Consider the following 17,335-nt stretch of genomic DNA (forward strand, 5'->3'; position numbering starts at 1 on the left):
AAGTTTAAAAGGTTACATTGATACCAAAGGTTAAAAACATCGGAGTCAGATAGCCATAGTCAGGCATTTCAGGATCAAAACTGGTATATCGGTCTTTTCCCCAACCTTTTTTGAATGTCAGGAGATTACGGCCAGAGACATAAAATCTTAAATTATTCATGGCTGCTTTCTTGGAAATCGCTTGTGGAAGTGTATACCCAAGTTCTATATTCCTCAATTTCAAATAAGATCCATCCTCCACAGTATAACTGGAGGGGCGCTGTTCCGCATTAAGGGTGGAATTGGAAATCGCCGGAATATCAGCATCCATCTGATCAAAATACCATCCATCCAAAATACGTGTGGGATGATTTTTATGTGCTGGGACATTGATATTCCACAGGTCAGATTCCAATTTCCATAGGTTATTCACTTTATTGCCAAAGACCCCCTGGAAGAAGATATTAAGGTCAAAATTGCGGTAACTAAAGTCAAAGGTTATCCCACCGAAAAACTTAGGATCTTTGACTCCAATATAAGTCCGGTCATAAAACTCTTCGATCTTTCCATTGCCATCGATGTCTTTGTAACGTATCCGCCCCACTGCCTTTCCAGGCTGCGCAGCATGATTATCAACATCCTCTTGTGTCTTAAAGATACCATCTGCTACCATGCCATACAAGATATTTGGTGTCCTACCTAACACAAGGTCATTGACCCCATTTCCCGGGTATTTATTGATGACATCTTTAGGAAGGCTCACGATTTTGGTCTTATAAGTTCCCAGATTTGCAGAGATGGTATACCGAAACGCATTTTGCGGATTGTTGTGATAACTAATATCCAATTCTATCCCGCGGTTATTCATACTTGCACCATTGATCCAGGGTTCCCCGCCTTCACCCATGGCGGCAATATATGGGGTCCGAACCAAGATATCTTTTGTTTTCTTAAAATAGTAACCAAAAGATCCGCTAAGCCTACTATCAAATAGGCTAAAATCCAGGGCGACATCAGTTTGTGTGGTTGTTTCCCATTTGAGATTAGGGTTGCCTAACCAGGTCCGTCGATATCCCGAAAATATTGGTCCGGTTTCATTCCCTTCGATCGGGTAAGATGTTCCAAAATAGTCTGTTGTAAATGGTGTCGAGGTATAACCTCTTGGCAGCCCCTGTACACTTCCATTAGCTCCCCATCCGCCACGCAGCTTAAGGTCAGATATAAATGCATATTTTTTCATAAATGGTTCGTTGCTGATCCGCCAACCAGCAGAAAATGCTGGGAACATGGCGAATTTGTTGTTTGCGCCAAAAAGTGAGGATCCATCCCTACGCAAAGTCGCCGACAGCAGGTATTTTTGGTTATACACATAGTTGGCTTTGGCGAAATAAGACAGGTATACATATTCGTCGGCCGTGCTCCCAAGTGAATATTTGGTCCCATTGGTTACGCCAATATGCGCAAAATCACGATCTTCCAGATATATTCCTTCCCGTCGGGCAGAGAAACCTTCCTCGACAAATCGTGTGTATTCAGTTCCCAACACCGCATCTAAGCTATGTTTATCATTCTGTAGGCTGTAAGAAAGCGTATTTGTCCACACATAACTGAGGGGATGAGACTGGGTATTCCCCACATAATTTTCATCGTCACTATTTCGTCCACCTGTTTCCGACCATTTCTTCTCCACATTCCTTCGATAGGCATTCCCATAGTCTATACCAAATTGTGAGCGGGCAGAAATTCCCTTCCAGATATTTAGATCCACAAAGACATTACCGATCATTTTGACATAATTATTTACATTGTCTTTGTTATCGGTCAGTACACGCACAGGATTTGTGAAGTCGTCAAAACCCGCCGCACCAGCCCAGCCGCCATAAATATCATGTACAGGAACAGCTGGTGGATTGATCAATGCCCAACGCATTTCGTTTGCATCACGGTATCTTAAATACGAAACCGCAAAATTCTCCCCTACTTTTAGGCGGTTATTGATTAAATTAATCTCATTGTTAGCACGCAGTGAAAACTGTCTAAAAAAGGTATGGATCTGTGTTCCTTGGTTTTCAAAATAACCCAATGAAAACATGCTTTTTGATTTTTCCGTCCCACTGGAAACAGATACCTGATGATTTGTCATCAGGGCTGGACGGAGAATTTCATCAAGCCAGTCAGTATCGGCGCTTTTCACCGTTTTCTCGGCATTGAGATACTCCGCTGGTTTAACAGCATCGAGCACAGCGCGTCCTTCAGCATCCCTATGCCAGGTAAAATCATACGTTTTGGGCAAAGTCAATGGCACCCCATAGACCGCCTCATCGTAGGCATAAGCCCGAAAGGTCGCCCGCCCATATTCCTCGGCATTCATCAATCTGGGCTTGCGCACAATACTGCTTACTCCAACGCTACCATTATAGTCCACTTTTGTCTGTCCAATTTTGCCCTTCTTAGTTTGGACAAGAATAACCCCACCGGAAGCCCGTGCACCATAGATACTTGCGGAAGCCGCATCTTTCAGGACCTGAATAGATTCAATATCTGCTGCATTGATGTCGCGTAGATTGAGATTCTCGGTAGGCATACCATCCAAAACAATGAGCGGTTTAACTCCGCCGGAAAGTGACGACAAACCTCTGATCTGTACGTTCACACCCTCTGCCGGATTTCCACCATTGGTGGTGATGTGCACACCCGCTAATTTTCCCTGAAGTGATTTCATGGCATTCGCCGATGGGTTCCTAGCAATATCACTCGCATTTGCGATAGAAACGGAGCCTGTTAAATCGGCTTTCCGTTGCGTCATATAACCGACATATACTTCGGCAAGCATATTGCTCTCATCCGTAAGGCTCACATTAATCAAATCGTTTTCACCCACTAAACGTTCTTCAGTCTTCTTCCCGGTATACGAGAAAACAAGTACACTTTCTTTGGAGTCAATCGGGATTTCATATTTTCCATCTGAGGTGGTGATAGTCCCGCCTGTTTTCCCTTTGACCTTCACATTGACGCCTGCAAGTGTTGTATTCGTACCACTTTCCCGCACTTCGCCCCTGATGATCCTCTGCTGTAATACGGTCGAGGATTCTATAGCTTTTGCATGCAAAAAAAATGTACAAAACAGAAAGGCTATACAGAGCCAGTGTGCTAAATTTAGGTAGCGTTTCATAGTCATTAATATTAGGTTTTATTAATCAGTTTATACTACGGCACAAAAATTTAATCGTTTAAGCTAAATATCGGTAATGATGCAGCAACTATATACTTAATACGTTCGATCATACGAAATCCTCTGCTGGGAAACTATTTTTTTATTAAATCAACCCGTTCTGCGGGTGGATTCGTTTTCTCGTTGGTTATTGTTTCGTTGGTTAATGTTTGATATGCTGGATGAATGCTTCGGCCGAAAGCGGCGTAATACCAAAAATAAAGGAATCTCCTGCCTTAAATGGTTCCTTCAATTCAAAATTTTCAATGGAGACGCCTCCGGGTATGGGTTCTTTACTCGCCCAATAAGTGAATCTTCCGGTTAGCAGTCCATTGAGCTGCTCGCTGGGATTCTTTTTTATCCAGTATTGGGTCGCCGGTTTACCCCGATACTTCCAATGCTGATTAGTCCCAGCTGTATAAACGGTTTTGAGATAATCTGCTTCATCAGGAGCTGCAATAAAATAAACACGCCCTTTTTTGTCTCTGATCATACGTTGTTGCGGAAAATAGGCATGTGGCGTAAAATGGATGTCTTTGTAATCGGACCATAACTCCAGCGAGGATTCTTTTCCATCTTGCAAGAAAAGTGTCCTTAGCCTAGGTTTATTGCCCATTGTCGCGGTTAGTATGAAATAATCCAGTTCTTCAGATCCTTCATAGGTATAGGTCGCCAATTCAAATTCATAGGGTCTGGATGCAAAAAAACGAAGCCTAGCATAAACTTTTGCACCATTGTCAAAGGGTTCTGCAAATAGATATATTGTTAGGGTCTCCTCACCATTGTTTTGGGCAACGATCCCCCGTGCTGGATATCTTCCATCCAGGGCTGATACCCCTGTCGGATGGTCTGTACTCCAAAAATGCTTTCCGCGTTTTCCGGGATGGATACTACTCATTTCAAGTTCGGAAAATCCACGGGCCTCCTTTCCCTTGGGAATAGGCTCAAAGGCAATAAAATTCATGACTTCCGGAAACCCATAATTTAAATAAGGGGTATAAATCCGGATTAGTCCTCTTGGTCCCGGCAAAGGATCTAATCCGATCCTTATACCATTTACATGTCCCCAAACTGGCATTGCCGGCTTTCCCTGTACAGGTTGTACCCAAGCCCCTATCGTATCCGGTGGTGCCAGTTCCTGCCATGACATGGAACTTCCCTGACCATATAAAAGGTCTGCCACCAACACTAGTAAAGGGAGTAATAGCCGTTTCATTTTTATTTTTGACAAGACTTTCGTGCAACGATTTCCACATCCAACATAACCTTCTGTTCGCTGGAAACTTTCCCACGTAATTGTTCAAGCAATATCTTCACTGCTTCTTTCCCGATCATGGACAATGGTTGTTTGACATAGCTTATTGGGCAATAAAACAGATCATAGGCTTCACTCTCATCAAAGCAAAAAACTGCTAAATCATCTGGAACAGTAATATTCAGTTCGTTGATAATCTTTAAACCCATAATAGATAGGGTATTTGTTGAAAAGAGAATAGCGTCTACACCCCTATCCGGCTGCAACAGCTCGATAAATTGCTCCCTAAAGTAAGTCGCATTATTAAACTCCACCTCACATACCAAGCTACTGTCCTCGGTATTCCCCTGATCTAGTAACGCTTGCAGGTAACCGCTATAACGATCCTCTGTATGCTGCAGCTGGTTTTTATAACAGACATAGGCAACTTTAGTATGCCCTTGGTTCAGCAGCAGCTGGGTAGCCTGATAAGTTGCGTTAAAATTATCAACAACCACATAACTGGTTTCCAAATCCTTAAAATAACGGTCAATGAGTACGAAAGGAATATTGGCTTTCTTCAGATATTCCAGTTGCGAAGCTGTACCCTCCGCTGGTGCTATAATAAAACCGTCTATCTGCCGATTGATGAATGTATCGATCAATCGCTGCGAGTTTTCTAGATTCTCATCAGAACTTCCAAAAAGCACACTATAACCATGTTTTTTAGCTTCATCCTCTATCGCACGAGCGAGATTCCCAAAAAAAGGATTGGAAATATCAGCCACCAATAATCCAATCGCCTGCGACTTACCGCTTTTTAAGCTTTTCGCAATCTGATTGGGTTGGTAGTTCATCTCTTTTGCCATCTCCCGTATACGTTTTGCCGTGTCTTTATTTACCCTTGTCTGTTCGTCTTTATCGTTCAATACATAAGACACTAATGCGGTAGAAACGCCTACCGCTTCTGCTATATCCTTCAGTGAGATCTTCTTGCTCATATTTTTATACTAAATAGTGTGGACACCGTTATCATATTAGTTCCAATTCACTTTAATAAACTGCATAGCCTTAACGATGTGGTCACTTATTGTTGATGGTGAAATATGCAATAATTCGCTTACTTCTTCATAACTCCTTCGCTCAAATTTACACAGTTCAAACACCTGCCTTCTTCGCGGGGGTAATTTATTGATAATTCCTTCTAATTTAGAATATTTGTCCTCATGGAATATACATTCCTCATCAATTTGATCCACCACATTTATAAAATCACGATAGGTCAATGTAAAACCTTGCTCCCTTTTTTGCCTACGATAGTGATCCATAATTAAATTTCGGCCAATCTGAAACAGATAGCTTTTCAATGATTTTTCGGTCTTGATCGTATCCCGCAATTGCCAGGTCTTCAAAAAAACATCTTGAAGAATATCCTCTGCTGTCTCTTGAAAATTGAGCAGAAACATAAACTTTTTATACAAAGTCCCCTGATAGGTTGTATAGACCAGATTAAAAGTATCATGATCCAGAACACCCTGCAGCCCGCCCATATGGGCTTGTTTTTGCATTATCGTTTCCATCCTAAAAGCATTAAGTCAGCACTTTATTATCATGATTATTTTGAACAGCACCATAACGTAAATACTGTGCATACCGATGATCAAAATGCGCCCTATATTCAGGTCTAGGCTGTACAATTTCCTTATCTCCCTTTCCCATACGGGCTGCCGCTTCTTCTATTGTATCATAACTGTTGCTAACCACTGCTGCAAACATACAAGCTCCCAATGCGCAGACCTGTTCTGTAGCTGCAATATGTATCGGTCGATTTAATATATCAGCCATCATCTGCATAGCGAAGGGAGATTTACTAGCGATTCCGCCAATCGCATTGATCCCTTCCACCCTTACCCCTTCGCTTTCGATACGCTCCATAATCGCCCGTGAACCAAAGCAAGTTGCCTCAACCAAAGCACTAAAAATTGCAGGTGCTGTTGTTCCTAAGGAGAGACCACCGATCAGACCTTTCAGCGTTGGCACTGCATCCGGTGTCCGTCGACCATTAAACCAGTCTAAAGCAAAAGGATCATCGATATGCAATGGTAACTGTGCAGCTGTACGATTGAGTTCCTTTAACAGTTCTGTTTCCAAATGTTCATAAACAGTACTGAAATCGGCCGAAGAATTTAATTTTGCTGGCCAGAGGAGCAAATCCTTAAACCAAGAAAACACATCGCCAAAGGCAGACTGTCCAGCTTCAAGTCCCACCATCCCCGGAATAATGGAGTCTTCAACCTGACCACATATACCTTCCACAAATACGCCTTCCATCTCTGGTTTGGGCACGACCATCATATCGCATGTCGATGTACCTATAACTTTGCTGATGTAGTAGGGTTTTATTTCTCCTCCTACAGCGCCTACGTGCGCATCGATGGATCCGATACCGATTTGCACGTCGGTAGAAAGCCCCAGTCGCTCAGCCCATGCTGCGCAAAGGTATCCCGCAGATTCAGTAGCCGTATATACGCTATCCCCAAATCGTTCGGCATAGGTACCCAACATCGGATCGATCTCATTAAAAAACTTCGTATCGGGTAAGCCGCCAAAAGCGGGTGACCAAAGTGCTTTATGTCCTGCCGCACATACATTCCGTTTCATCTGATTTGCATCATTGCCACCTACCAACAAAAAAGGCATCCAGTCACTGTGTTCTACCCAGGTATAACAAGCTTCCCTAACGGCTGGATCAACACGAAGTACATGTAATAATTTTGCCCAGTACCACTCCGAAGAATAGATTCCACCGACATATCGCAAGTAACCTTGGTGATCTTTTTTTCCGACCACATTGATTTCCGCCGCTTCATGGATAGCTGTATGATCCTTCCAAAGCACAAACATTGCATTGGGATTCTCCTTAAAAGTATCAAGAAGAGCCAGGGCCGTCCCCTGTTCATCAACAGCTACGGGTGTCGATCCCGTCATTGCCATAGATAAGGCGCCGATGCTTTGTCTAACTTCCGGATCCACCGTCTGTAGACAGCTTTTAACCGCTGAGGTCAACCCTTCTATATAATCCGATGGATGTTGACGAAATTGACTGCTGCCGGCATCACAGTACAAACCTTTATGCCACCGTTCATATAAACAAACCGATGAAGAAAGGATCTTTCCAGTGACTGTATCCATCAGCATAGCCCTGACAGAATCCGTCCCAAAATCCACTCCAATAACATATTTATTCTTACTCATATTCCTGTTCTCCTTATTAATGGGACACACCCACAGTGATACGTTCTGTTTTAAGTTTACGCTTGATCCAAAACCCGTAAAACGCAATAAACAAATAACATAGTAATGGTATAAAAAAACCAACAGCCATCTTAGAATGATCAGAAATCAATCCCATAATGGGTGGACAGAAGGCTCCCCCTGCAACAGCCATCACCAAGAAAGAAGAAGCCTTCTTCGTCAATGTACCTAGATCTTGAATTCCTAGCGCAAAGATGGTCGGAAACATGATGGACATAAAAAAATATGTCGTGAACAGGCTGAAAACCGAAAGCCATCCGATATCAGCAATAACGACCGTGACCAACACACTATTGGCTATCGCGTACCACATCAATAATTTACGTGGACTCACAAACCGCATAAAATATGCACCAGTAAGACGCCCGATCCAGAAGGCTCCCATCCCACCGATAGCGAGCAGGATCGAGGCCGCCTGTTCATTATTTTTGGGCATAAAAAAATCGCCAAAATAACCTAAGTGCACCATGATATTGCTGATAGGCGTTTGCAGATCATGAACAGCATCTATGACATAATTGATAAAAAATGAATTCGTGCCGGTCTGTGCAGCGACATATAAGAATTGCGCTGCAACAGCCAATATAAAAGCTGGATATTGCAATAGCTTTCGCAATGGCGGGTTTTCCTCCCCATCTGTATCGGGGTCTTCTTTGACTTCGGGCAGCTTGATGACCATAAAAATAAGCAGAACCACCACTACGATACTACCGATCATCATATAGGGTGTCACTAAAGAATCAAACTTATCATGTTCACCCGTTGACTCCATCCCAAAAACGAAAAGCCCTCCAATAAGTGGTCCTAATATCCACCCGAGTCCGTTGAAAGATTGAGAAATATTAATTCGTCGGGCAGCTCCAGCCTTATCTCCCAATACAGTAGAATAGGGATTAGCAGCAGTTTCTAAAAAAGTAAGTCCACAGGCCAACACAAACAAAGCGATCAGGAAAGGAATAAAAGCGCCCAAGGCCGCAGCAGGATAAAACATAAAAGCACCTATAGCAAAAATAGCTAGGCCAAGGATAATACCTCTTTGATACCCATAGCGTTTAATGAATAATCCTGCAGGCAAGGCCATGGCCAAATATCCAATATAAAGGGAAAACTGCACAAAGCCGGATTGCGCTTTACTGACATGCAAAAGATCCTGAAAATGCTTATCCAGCACATCTAAGAAACCGTGGGCAAAGCCCCAAAGGAGAAATAGGCTGCAAATAAAAATGAACGGCACAAGATAATTAACTCCTTGCTCATTGACAAAAAGGGATTTTTTCTTTTTTCTTGGGGATGTCGTGTTCATGGTAATAGAAATTTTATTGAAGCCTAAATCTTATTTATACAGGGGTCCATATACCTGGCATGCTCTATAATCGCTGCCCTCACTGTCCATTCCAAAAGCTCCCCATGCCGATGGTCGAAAGATTGCCTCCTGCGCTACATTATGCATATTGACAGGAATGCGTAACATGGCTGCCAGCGTAATCAGATCTGCACCAATATGTCCATAGCTAATGGCGCCATGATTGGAACCCCAATTGGCCATAACGGCATATACACTAGAAAAATTAGTTTCTCCGGTCAAGCGTGGTACAAACCAGGTGGTTGGCCAGATTTTATCTGTGCGTTCATCCAATATACGACGGACATCTCCAGGCAGATCGATCGTCCATCCCTCAGCAATTTGCAAAACAGGTCCTATTCCCTTAATGAGATTGAGACGGCACATGGTTACTGGCATTCCCCCTTCAGTGACAAACTTAGACGAAAAACCACCGCCCCGCATATAATCTCGATTGGAGGGATAAAATGTGGTGGCCTTGAGACAGGCATCGACTTCTTTATCCGAAATTTCCCAATGTGGTTTCATCACAGGCTTATCCCCAAGACGCTGTTTCCCCGTACCATCAAGGGTCGCCGATCCGGAATTAATCAAGTGCAGAAATCCATCCGCAGCCCTTCCCTCAGGTTTCCAACCAGACACGCGCTTCACGGCCTCAGGACTCCAATAAGTCCGCACATCAGCAAAGATCTGCGCTGTATTGGTCAACAGATAATTAAACAGCATGGAAACCCCATTCAAAGCATCGTTTTCAGTAGCGACCAAATAAGGTGCACGTATACCATTCCAATCAAATGACGAATTCAATAGTGCTTCGGAAAAATCACCATCTGGTAAGAAATCTGTCCATTGCCGTTGTCCCTGGAATCCAGCCAAGAGTGCATAGTGGCCTTGGGCTTCTTCTCCGTAGCCTTGATCGACAAGTCTTGGATTGCCGATCATAAGATCACGCATAATCATCGTCATTTTGACAACAAATTCCCAATCCTGATCTTTCTCCTCGCGGTTTTTGACATTTTTTTGTTGATTAAAGTCTTCACCCTCCTGACAATGTTCACGCGTCCATTTCAACGCCACTTTATATTCCTCCGGATCAAAAATATTTTGTTGTATCCGACGTAGGATTTCTGAGGAATCCACATACTCATTACGCATCCCCAGGTAGCTTTGAAAAAAATCAGCGTCTACAATGGACCCCGCTATTCCCATCGAAACCGAACCGATAGCCAAATAGGATTTGCCCCGCATGATTGCCACAGCTAATCCTGCTCTCGCAAAGGCTAGTAACTTCTCACGCACATCCTCCGGTATATGCTGGTCGCCCATGTCCTGTACATCCTTACCATAGATCCCAAAGGCTGGTAAGCCCTTTTGATTATGAGCGGCCAAGGTTGCCGCCAAGTATACTGCTCCTGGTCGTTCGGTGCCATTAAAACCCCAAATTGCTTTGGGTAACAGTGGATTCATATCCATCGTTTCAGAACCATAACACCAACAGGGAGTAACAGAAAGCGATACACCGACATTCTCACGCTCAAACTTATCGGCACAGTCTGCGGCTTCTTTTACACCACCAATACAGGTATCCGCGACAACACAGACCACTGGTGTTCCATCGGGATATTTCAATTCGGTGTTAAACAATGCCACGACAGCTTTAGCCATATTCATTGTTGTCTCTTCCAAAGATTCGCGTATACCGCCCAGGCGACCATCGATAATAGGGCGAATACCAATTTTAGGATATGTTTTCATATTTGTTACTTTTTAGGTTGACCAAAAATTGTTGAAACACGGGCTAGGGAGGTTCCCAACACCTTCTCAGCAATTGTATTCAGCTCAGTTTTGTCTCCAGTAAAATGGAAGACACTATGTGTGTGCACAATCTGTTCATTAGGTGGAATAAAAGCCGCTGGAGAAACACTTTCAATTTCATAAAAAGGCCCCATTTGTGTACCGTCCGCTAACGGACCATCGTTATAAGCATTCATTGCATCACCTAGGAAAGGATCTTTTTTTGTCGTCCATTCCTGGTTTAGATAAGTAGCTGTATTAGCCACGTCAAAAAGGGTGATCGTAAGTACACCTTCATCAACAGCATAACTTCCGGCTATAGGTTTGGCGCGATGAGGTGGTATACCGAGTTTACCCCTTGATAAACCATCAGCTTTAAAGTATAAAACACCTTTTTCCATTGCAATCCGATCAGATTGAATCTCACCAAAGTAGTCTGTTGTGGCCACTTTACCTTCAGCTTCTTCTTTATAGGGAATTAAAATCACGGTTTCTGGTGTAGGTGTAAACATATCCAAATTCCATATGCAGGGCGCTCCTGTTTTTTTATCCCAAGTAAAATCACCTGTATTTCGCAAGCTATTGGTTGTTTTAAACCCAACAGATTTTACCTTATCCCCTAATACAATGGAAAGCATACCTTCGATCTCCTTACGTTCCAATATCTCCACCTGGCGATTAACATTTATTTTGAACTGTGTTCCAGCATAGTTTTGCAGTTCCATATCCTTGGCGAGTCGCACACTTTTCGTGGAGGATGAAACCAAAGACCAACTTTCGGTGTCAATTGCCGCTGGGGTACGCCAATGATCAAAAACCATGTCTTTTTTCGGTGCAAAGAACAACGAAAAAGGCCCACCTTCTGGCCCCAGCCATAGCCGATCTTCACCACCATAAGCATTCATATGTGGATCAATAGCTTGATCAAAAGCTTTGTAGTTGATCCAGCCAAAACTCTTCCCCTCCTCACCTTCTGCGGTAGAAGTAAACACTTTCCCTTGGTATTTGGGCGAAACAATCAGCTTCGCCTCCCCTCCGGAAGCTGAAAGAACAATCAGTTGCTGATCCCATTTTTGCAGAAAAGTGAGATCATGAGCGAAATTAGGCGCAGCTTTCTGCGGGTGCCCTGGTACTTTATTATTACCCTGACAGGCTGAGAACAATACTGAGAATATCATCATAGCTTTGAATAGTTTTGTTTTCATGGTCCCGAACTTTAATTGATTTCTATCCCATTCTTTCCTGGAAGTGGTTTAAATTTGCCGTGAGGCTCTGTCTGGTACCAGTAAGCCACCGAAATAATATCAGACTTCTGCGGCAGGTATCGGTCTTCGGACCGCCAGCCCAGATCTTGAACGGTTACCTTTAGGTCACCGTCAAAACGTACAGGATCCAGAATATGCCAACGGTACATGCCAAATCGCTGCTGTGAATCATATATACCATCTGGGCGGATCACTTGATGTAGACCAGCATAAGGTGTAGTAAACTCCTGATATCTACGCGTTTCTTTGTTTTCAAAATTGTAAGATCCACAAAAGTAGTCTTCCAGTCCTGTTGTGACGATCGTAGCAAACTCTTTATCGCCATCAAGGAAAAATTTGACTTCACCTTCACCCCACCAGCCCGTGTTGTTGACTCCCACAGCTAAATAGGTTCCAACGTAATGTCCTTTCCCTTTTACACCATCCAGAATGGTATGTAAGGAACCTTCTGTAGGGTGAGATCTTCGGTATTGCGCATGGAAATAAGCTTCATCATTACCAACCTCAGTCTCGGCATAATTGACTTGATAATAGAGTACCATGGGGTGAATGCTGACATTCTCCATTGTTATCTTGCATTTTTTTCGAAAAGGCATTTGCCAATAGGAGTTAAATGCACTACCTGGATTGACTGTCATCGCAAGTGAATTCAAAGGGGCGTATTTATTCCAGCCCATTCCAAAAAAGGCTCCGACAGGTGCTTCAACCGAAGGTTCGGTCTCCCCATCCCAATAAAACCGAATAATGGATTGACTCCAGTTGCCTGTCGGTGTCATCCAGATGTGCTGAATGATTCCTGATCCATCTATTTCAGCCAGCGTAAATGTCTCCCCGGCTCCAATATGGACATAAGGATTAACTTTCCATCCTACACCGAGCTCTCGGGCGGCTTTGGAAGCATTTGCCTGATTACGAGCCCCCTCCTTTTCATTAGGGACCGCCATTCCACCTTTACCTTTTCCACCGCTAAAGTTTTCAGGACTGATTGACCTTGTTTTAGCATTCGATAATTTCGATAGATTACCTAATCCATTTGAATTTTGAGCGAAAGATGTGTAACCGAACATGACTACACACCATAAAAAAATGAATCTTTTCATATACTATAATTGATTATCTTATTGATTGTATATTTTAAACAGTATAAATGAGTGTGTTGCACTCTTTTTTCCATCAGTAAGATGGAATATTTCCTATTTAAAAATTACATTCAATTGTGTAATAAAATTGAAATTTTAAATATGGACGGTTTATAATCCATGTAATATTTATTTGGAACTTATTTTATATAATCAGTTCTGTAGGGTTTATTTATCTTTTTAAGCTTAATCGTTTAAACAAAAAGAGCAAAAAAAAGCAAAAGGATCCCTCAGTTTACCTTAAGTTTATAATTATCAGTTATACAAGTATAAGCTTAATCGATTAAATAACAAAATAAAATTTATATTTTTTTTATTAACATCAAAATCATCAGCAGATTAACTAGAAAATCAGCCTTATTTGTATGTTTTCACGGTCTTGGGCATTACACCTATTATCAGCGGGTATAAAAATAAAAAAGTCAGAAGAGTAGTTCTTCCGACTTTAACAGGCACTGCCTTATTTTCTTATCGCGTATAGCTCAATGGAACATGGCTAAACACGATGCTTCAGTTTTTTATTTTTACGGGATACTATTCCGCAATAATGGAGCGGTCTAAATGTACATAACCGCCATCAACATGGATCAATTGACCCGTCGTATGGCTTGACTTGTCTGATAGCAAGAATACGGTTGTATCTGCAATTTCCTCCGACGTAGTCATGCGATTTTCCAATGGGATACGATCGGTAATCTTTTTCAATATTTCCTCCGGATTTGGTAAAGTCTGGATCCAGGTGTCGTATTGTGGGGTAGCACATTCAGCAACAACAATAGCGTTTACACGGATTGAATAAGGCAACAATTCTACAGCCCATTCGCGTGTCAATGCATTTCGTCCACCATTGGAAGCGGCATAGGCTGATGTATTGCCCTGTCCGGTTTCTCCTGTTTTGGAAGATATATTGACAATACTTCCTTTAGATGCTTTCAATGCATCCAATGCATGATGCGCCATTAAATAATAATGGATCAGATTTTTATGTAATGAGGCAACAAATTTCGTATAATCACCAGATGCTAAACCCACCCCATCATTCTGTCCCGCATTATTCACCAGGCCATCTATGCGGCCATAAACCTCCAGTGTCTTTTGTACCGCTTTTTCACAATCTTCAGGTTTGGACAATTCAGCCTCAATACACAAAGCATCAATACCGAACTGTTTCACTTCTTCCCTTACTTTTTCATTGTCGGCCTGCTTACGTCCCACAATAACAGGAATAGCCTGCTCCTTGGCCAAAGCATGCACAACAGCACGCCCTATCCCTTTTGCACCACCTGTAACAATAACAACTTTATCTTTTAAATGAAGATCCATAATAATTTTATTGAATTGTATGTTTCATTGATGAGTGTCTGTTTTCTGCATCAACGAACTCGTTTCACTGGTTATTGATTAAAGCTTATCCCAACAGCAACGAGCTGATTAGACTCGATTTATCTGCCATTGAAACAATCAGTATGCATACTTTCCCTTTCGTGCATACTGATTGTTTTTTTGGATTATATAGTTTTATAGATTATACACACGTATAGCATTCTCAGCCCAAAACGATTTTTTTTCCTTTTCTGTAAAGTCACCCAACTTATCCTCAACAATAGCGATACTTTCCTCATAGGAGGCCGCTAACAGACATACAGGCCAGTCAGATCCAAACATAATCCTTTCTTTTCCAAAACGTAGGAAAATATGGTCTAGATACTGTTTGAAATCATCCAATTTCCATCTGGACCAATCAGCCTCTGTGGCCAGCCCGGACACTTTACAGACCACATTTGAAAAGGCAGCAAGTTTATCGATAAACGCGGCCCACTCATCAAACTCCCTTGATTTAATCGGAGGTTTGGCAATATGATCCAGCACAAATTGAAGATTTGGATTTTGCTGTACACATTGCAATGTAGCCTCATAATGACGCGGACGAATCAATAAATCGTAGGTATAGCCAAACGCGGCCAATGCTTTTAACCCATTCAACACAGCTGGTCGAATCAGAAAATCTGGGTCCAACTCTCCCTCAACAATGTGGCGGAAGCCTTTGATCACCGGTAGTTCTTTATAACTTATCAACTGCTGTTCAATATCTTCGGCCTGGAGGTCAATCCATCCAACCACACCTTTGATAAAGGGGTGACTTTTGGATAGCTGAACCAAATAATTCGTTTCCGCGTCAGATTGATCAGCCTGAACCGCCACACTACCTACAAATCCATTTCGTTCCAATACAAACTGAATATCCAATGGCGTGAAATCCCGTTTAATAACGAGCATCTCGTCTGTAATCCAACTGTCTCTCACAGGATCGAATTGCCAAAAATGCTGATGGGTATCTATACGCATAATAAAACCTAAAATAGGAGATAAATTAATTCTTTGAATAAGCAACCACAGTCTGACGCGATTCGCCAAGTCCATCTGCACCCAATTCAATCACATCACCAGGGTTCAAGTAAATAGGAGGATTAAATCCAAGGCCTACACCAGCAGGAGTTCCTGTTGAAATCACATCTCCAGGTAATAGGGTCATAAATCTAGAAACATAGGAAACAACATGTGCGATTGAAAAAATTAAATCTTTGGTATTTCCATCCTGATAGGTTTTACCATTAACTTTCAACCAGATACGTACATTATTAATATCCTTGATCTCTTCTTTGGTAGCCATAAATGGTCCCATCGGTGCAAATGTATCACAGCCTTTTCCTTTATCCCAGGTGCCACCTCGTTCCAATTGATACTCACGTTCAGATACGTCATTGTGAAGTACATAACCCGCAACATAATCCAAAGCCTCATTTTCTTCTACATAAGAGGCTTTTTTACCAATTACAATACAAAACTCCACTTCCCAATCCGTCTTTACAGAATCTTTAGGAATCATCACATTATCGTATGGTCCTATTAATGAAGTGGTGGACTTCATAAAAATAATAGGTTCAGCAGGAATCGGTGCATTTGTTTCCTTGGCATGATCCATATAATTCAGTCCGATACAAACTATTTTAGATGGACGGGCAAAAGGTGCTCCGATACGCTCGTCTTGTGGAATTTCAATCAGTTTACCTGCATTAGCCTTGACAAATTCTTCCAAACGAGCCAAACCATCTTCTGCAAAAAATTGTTCATTGTAATCACCACCAAATGCACTTACATCGTAGTTTACTCCGTCGACCTGAACTCCAATCTTCTCTTTGCCAAAGGCTCCAAAACGTATTAATTTCATATTTTTTTATATTTGAGATATGAGATAGTAGATATGAGAATCTAATGTCTCAAATCTAATATTTAGTTATTCAATTTAATAAAACCACCATCGATAGGATAGTCATTACCTGTGATAAACCCTGCGTCATCACTACAAAGAAAAAGTGCCAGCTTAGCAATTTCTTCGGGTTGTGCCATACGACCTATTGGCTGGCTTGCAGACAGTTTTTCAAACATTTCAGCCTCTTTACCAGGATAGTTCTTCGCAATAAAACCATCTACAAAAGGGGTATGTACACGCGCTGGCGAGATACTGTTGCAACGGATACCATAAGCCATGTAATCACGTGCTACTGACAAAGACATTGCATAGATCGCACCTTTACTCATGGAATAGGCAAAACGATCCGTAATTCCTACCCACGCCGCAATCGAAGCGAGATTAAGAATAGCTCCAGAACCTTGCGCTTTCATGATTGGCACAATAGCATACAACGCATTATAGGCCCCTTTCACATTCACATTAAAAACACGTTCGAAGTCTTCGGATTTACAATTTTCCAAATTACCAACGTGAGCAATGCCAGCATTATTCACTAAAATATCAATTTTCCCGATATTTTGAGCTATGTCGATAATTTCCTGTTGATCGGTTACGTTACAACGATTGAACACAGCCTGCCCACCTAGAGCCAAAATTTCCGCTACTACAGCATTCCCACCTTCCTCATTTAAATCCAGAATATGGACTTTCGCTCCTTCTGTAGCAAATTGCACACTGATAGCACGACCAATCCCACTACCACCGCCTGTAATAACAGCTACTTTTTGTTCTAATTTTCCCAT

The 17,335-nt window shown here is 42.2% G+C and carries 13 protein-coding genes; all 13 read right to left on the reverse strand.

Annotated features, from left to right (window positions below; translation table 11 throughout):
• Window positions 1–4: 4 nt before the first annotated feature.
• The 13 genes from OGI71_RS14330 to OGI71_RS14390 all read right to left on the reverse strand — a co-directional run bounded on the left by OGI71_RS14330 (window position 5) and on the right by OGI71_RS14390 (window position 17,335).
• Window positions 5–3,151, reverse strand: a complete 3,147-nt coding sequence (locus tag OGI71_RS14330; protein WP_282249816.1) for a TonB-dependent receptor — start codon at window positions 3,149–3,151, stop codon at window positions 5–7.
• A 202-nt stretch (window positions 3,152–3,353) separates the two neighbouring features.
• Window positions 3,354–4,406, reverse strand: coding sequence for a hypothetical protein (locus OGI71_RS14335; protein WP_282249817.1), 1,053 nt, complete (start codon window positions 4,404–4,406; stop codon window positions 3,354–3,356).
• Window positions 4,407–4,408: 2 nt separating this feature from the next.
• Window positions 4,409–5,425, reverse strand: a complete 1,017-nt coding sequence (locus tag OGI71_RS14340; RefSeq protein WP_282249818.1) for a LacI family DNA-binding transcriptional regulator — start codon at window positions 5,423–5,425, stop codon at window positions 4,409–4,411.
• Window positions 5,426–5,461: 36 nt separating this feature from the next.
• Window positions 5,462–6,004: a sigma-70 family RNA polymerase sigma factor gene (locus tag OGI71_RS14345; protein WP_282249819.1), complete on the reverse strand. Its 543-nt coding sequence runs from the start codon at window positions 6,002–6,004 to the stop codon at window positions 5,462–5,464.
• Window positions 6,005–6,014: 10 nt separating this feature from the next.
• On the reverse strand, window positions 6,015–7,679 hold the full coding sequence (locus OGI71_RS14350) for a ribulokinase (RefSeq protein WP_282249820.1): 1,665 nt from the start codon (window positions 7,677–7,679) through the stop codon (window positions 6,015–6,017).
• A gap of 16 nt (window positions 7,680–7,695) precedes the next feature.
• Window positions 7,696–9,042, reverse strand: coding sequence for an L-fucose:H+ symporter permease (gene fucP / locus OGI71_RS14355; protein ID WP_282249821.1), 1,347 nt, complete (start codon window positions 9,040–9,042; stop codon window positions 7,696–7,698).
• A gap of 30 nt (window positions 9,043–9,072) precedes the next feature.
• A complete protein-coding gene (locus OGI71_RS14360) occupies window positions 9,073–10,836 on the reverse strand; it encodes an L-fucose isomerase (RefSeq protein ID WP_282249822.1) in 1,764 nt (587 codons plus the stop codon).
• 5 nt (window positions 10,837–10,841) lie between these two features.
• The gene (locus tag OGI71_RS14365) at window positions 10,842–12,080 is read right to left on the reverse strand and encodes a DUF6786 family protein (protein WP_282249823.1); all 1,239 of its coding nucleotides are present in this window, start codon (window positions 12,078–12,080) and stop codon (window positions 10,842–10,844) included.
• 11 nt (window positions 12,081–12,091) lie between these two features.
• Window positions 12,092–13,240 (reverse strand): glycoside hydrolase family 172 protein, encoded by a 1,149-nt coding sequence (locus tag OGI71_RS14370; RefSeq protein ID WP_282249825.1) that lies wholly within the window; start codon window positions 13,238–13,240, stop codon window positions 12,092–12,094.
• 573 nt (window positions 13,241–13,813) lie between these two features.
• Window positions 13,814–14,602, reverse strand: coding sequence for an SDR family oxidoreductase (locus tag OGI71_RS14375; RefSeq protein ID WP_282249827.1), 789 nt, complete (start codon window positions 14,600–14,602; stop codon window positions 13,814–13,816).
• Window positions 14,603–14,797: 195 nt separating this feature from the next.
• Window positions 14,798–15,625, reverse strand: a complete 828-nt coding sequence (locus tag OGI71_RS14380; RefSeq protein ID WP_282249828.1) for an amidohydrolase family protein — start codon at window positions 15,623–15,625, stop codon at window positions 14,798–14,800.
• Between the two features lie 25 nt (window positions 15,626–15,650).
• Window positions 15,651–16,508: a fumarylacetoacetate hydrolase family protein gene (locus OGI71_RS14385; RefSeq protein WP_282249829.1), complete on the reverse strand. Its 858-nt coding sequence runs from the start codon at window positions 16,506–16,508 to the stop codon at window positions 15,651–15,653.
• 62 nt (window positions 16,509–16,570) lie between these two features.
• Window positions 16,571–17,335 (reverse strand): SDR family oxidoreductase, encoded by a 765-nt coding sequence (locus tag OGI71_RS14390; RefSeq protein WP_282249830.1) that lies wholly within the window; start codon window positions 17,333–17,335, stop codon window positions 16,571–16,573.

The sequence above is a fragment of the Sphingobacterium sp. ML3W genome (genome assembly GCF_029542085.1).
Lineage (GTDB): Bacteria > Bacteroidota > Bacteroidia > Sphingobacteriales > Sphingobacteriaceae > Sphingobacterium.

Excerpts from the sequence above, each read along its gene's own strand:
- OGI71_RS14330 (WP_282249816.1), bottom strand. The coding sequence starts at position 3,151 with ATGAAACGCTACCTAAATTTAGCACACTGGCTCTGTATAGCCTTTCTG.
- OGI71_RS14335 (WP_282249817.1), bottom strand. The coding sequence starts at position 4,406 with ATGAAACGGCTATTACTCCCTTTACTAGTGTTGGTGGCAGACCTTTTA.
- OGI71_RS14340 (WP_282249818.1), bottom strand. The coding sequence starts at position 5,425 with ATGAGCAAGAAGATCTCACTGAAGGATATAGCAGAAGCGGTAGGCGTT.
- OGI71_RS14345 (WP_282249819.1), bottom strand. The coding sequence starts at position 6,004 with ATGGAAACGATAATGCAAAAACAAGCCCATATGGGCGGGCTGCAGGGT.
- OGI71_RS14350 (WP_282249820.1), bottom strand. The coding sequence starts at position 7,679 with ATGAGTAAGAATAAATATGTTATTGGAGTGGATTTTGGGACGGATTCT.
- fucP (WP_282249821.1), bottom strand. The coding sequence starts at position 9,042 with ATGAACACGACATCCCCAAGAAAAAAGAAAAAATCCCTTTTTGTCAAT.
- OGI71_RS14360 (WP_282249822.1), bottom strand. The coding sequence starts at position 10,836 with ATGAAAACATATCCTAAAATTGGTATTCGCCCTATTATCGATGGTCGC.
- OGI71_RS14365 (WP_282249823.1), bottom strand. The coding sequence starts at position 12,080 with ATGAAAACAAAACTATTCAAAGCTATGATGATATTCTCAGTATTGTTC.
- OGI71_RS14370 (WP_282249825.1), bottom strand. The coding sequence starts at position 13,240 with ATGAAAAGATTCATTTTTTTATGGTGTGTAGTCATGTTCGGTTACACA.
- OGI71_RS14375 (WP_282249827.1), bottom strand. The coding sequence starts at position 14,602 with ATGGATCTTCATTTAAAAGATAAAGTTGTTATTGTTACAGGTGGTGCA.
- OGI71_RS14380 (WP_282249828.1), bottom strand. The coding sequence starts at position 15,625 with ATGCGTATAGATACCCATCAGCATTTTTGGCAATTCGATCCTGTGAGA.
- OGI71_RS14385 (WP_282249829.1), bottom strand. The coding sequence starts at position 16,508 with ATGAAATTAATACGTTTTGGAGCCTTTGGCAAAGAGAAGATTGGAGTT.
- OGI71_RS14390 (WP_282249830.1), bottom strand. The coding sequence starts at position 17,335 with ATGGGAAAATTAGAACAAAAAGTAGCTGTTATTACAGGCGGTGGTAGT.